Origin of the sequence: Vibrio sp. 661 (assembly GCF_033339315.1) — a bacterium.
GTDB lineage: Bacteria > Pseudomonadota > Gammaproteobacteria > Enterobacterales > Vibrionaceae > Vibrio > Vibrio alginolyticus.
The window spans coordinates 1-1180 of record NZ_JAWOUJ010000102.1 but is presented as its reverse complement, the minus strand read 5'-3'; the positions used below and the strand labels follow the sequence as shown (position 1 = coordinate 1180).

At 45.4% G+C, this 1180-nt stretch carries 2 protein-coding genes; both read left to right on the top strand.

The genetic code is table 11. From position 1 onward, the window contains the following. Window positions 1-681, top strand: a 681-nt coding sequence (locus R7P69_RS24995) for a HAMP domain-containing sensor histidine kinase (protein WP_318121793.1), incomplete at its 5' end; no start/stop codon positions are given. Between the two features lie 140 nt (window positions 682-821). After that, window positions 822-1180 (top strand): SRPBCC family protein (locus R7P69_RS24990; protein WP_318121792.1); only part of this gene is annotated, 359 nt, incomplete at its 3' end.

Sequence of the window (1180 nt, the reverse complement as noted above, 5' to 3'; positions counted from 1 at the left end):
CAGCCTGCATTTGAAGTGGAAACGAAGTTCAGTGAAACGCGGCATATTGAGCAGACGTTGTTAGACAGTAAGAACGACATCGCGGGCTATTTCCGCCGCGAACAAGAGTTTAGTCGCTTTGCCTCCCACGAGCTTCGCACGCCTATTATGGTGATCGCAGGCTCAACAGACATTTTATCTCGAGTGCCTGACCAGCCAAGGGTGGCACAAAAAGCGATTGCGCGAATGCAAGCTGCGTGTGAAGACATGCGCGTTTTGACCGAGGCGTTTTTGTTGTTAGGCAAAGAGAAAATTGAGCCGCAGCACTTTGGCGAACAAACGCTTTTAGTTTGTTTACACCAGCAATTGGAAGAGCTTGCTCCGTTGTTTGCAAAGCAAGATGCGCATTATCAGCTTAACGAACAAAATAGCGGCGAAGTGTATGCGCCAGCAAGCTTCGTGACGATAGTCATCAACAATTTAATCAAAAATGCGTTCAGTTATAGCGTTGGAGACATCGAGATCGATCTACAGCAAAACACGCTGATTATCACCAATCGTCATGACGGGAACGAAACGTATAATGCGGGTTATGGTTGCGGCTTAGTGATTGTGCAACGCATTTGTGAACGGATGCGGTGGCCGTTTGAATTAAACGATGATGGCGTCCGATTTAGCGCGAAAGTGACGTTTGTTTCTTAACGTCCAAATTTGCCAATGAAGCCAGAATTAACGTTCTGGCTTTTTTGTCTCACTTTTTACCTCTAACTCACAGTGAAACAAGAAAAAACTAGGATTTGATTTAGAATAAGTAGAGCGAAACAGAAACTTAAGGAATGGCTATGCTTGCTTATCAGGTCAGCAAAAGTATTGAAATCAACAAATCTCAAAGTGAGATCATCGATTATCTAAAGGATTTTAAAAACTGGCCTGAGTGGTCTCCTTGGATCATTTTGGAGCCAAGCTGCGAGCTGACTTACAGTGACAATCAAGGCCACGTTGGTGCTGGTTACCAATGGAATGGGCAACGAATTGGAACGGGGGCGGTTGTTCTGGAAAGCACACAAGAACATCGTTTAGACATGGAGCTGCATTTTTTTCGCCCCATCAAAAGCCACGGAAAGGTGACGCTCATCGTGACGCCGTCACAAGATGGTTGTAGCGTAGAATGGCAAATGCAGTCTCGTGTTCCTTGGTATCT